Consider the following 212-nt stretch of genomic DNA (forward strand, 5'->3'; position numbering starts at 1 on the left):
TGGCTCGGGACGGAATCGAACCGCCGACACGAGGATTTTCAGTCCTCTGCTCTACCGACTGAGCTACCGAGCCATATTAAATTTTATTACTACATCATATAATCCGCACTATATATGCCAATTATATATGAAGCTAAAATGGCGGAACTGACGGGATTCGAACCCGCGATCTCCTGCGTGACAGGCAGGCATGTTAGGCCTCTACACCACAG

1 tRNA gene is annotated in these 212 nt (G+C 48.1%); it reads right to left on the reverse strand.

Annotated elements, in window-relative coordinates:
- Positions 1-73: transfer RNA gene (locus G9G53_RS26145), tRNA-Phe, on the reverse strand.
- Positions 74-212 lie beyond the last annotated feature (139 nt).

The sequence above is a fragment of the Paenibacillus sp. EKM206P genome, assembly GCF_011066155.1.
Lineage (GTDB): Bacteria > Bacillota > Bacilli > Paenibacillales > Paenibacillaceae > Paenibacillus > Paenibacillus polymyxa_D.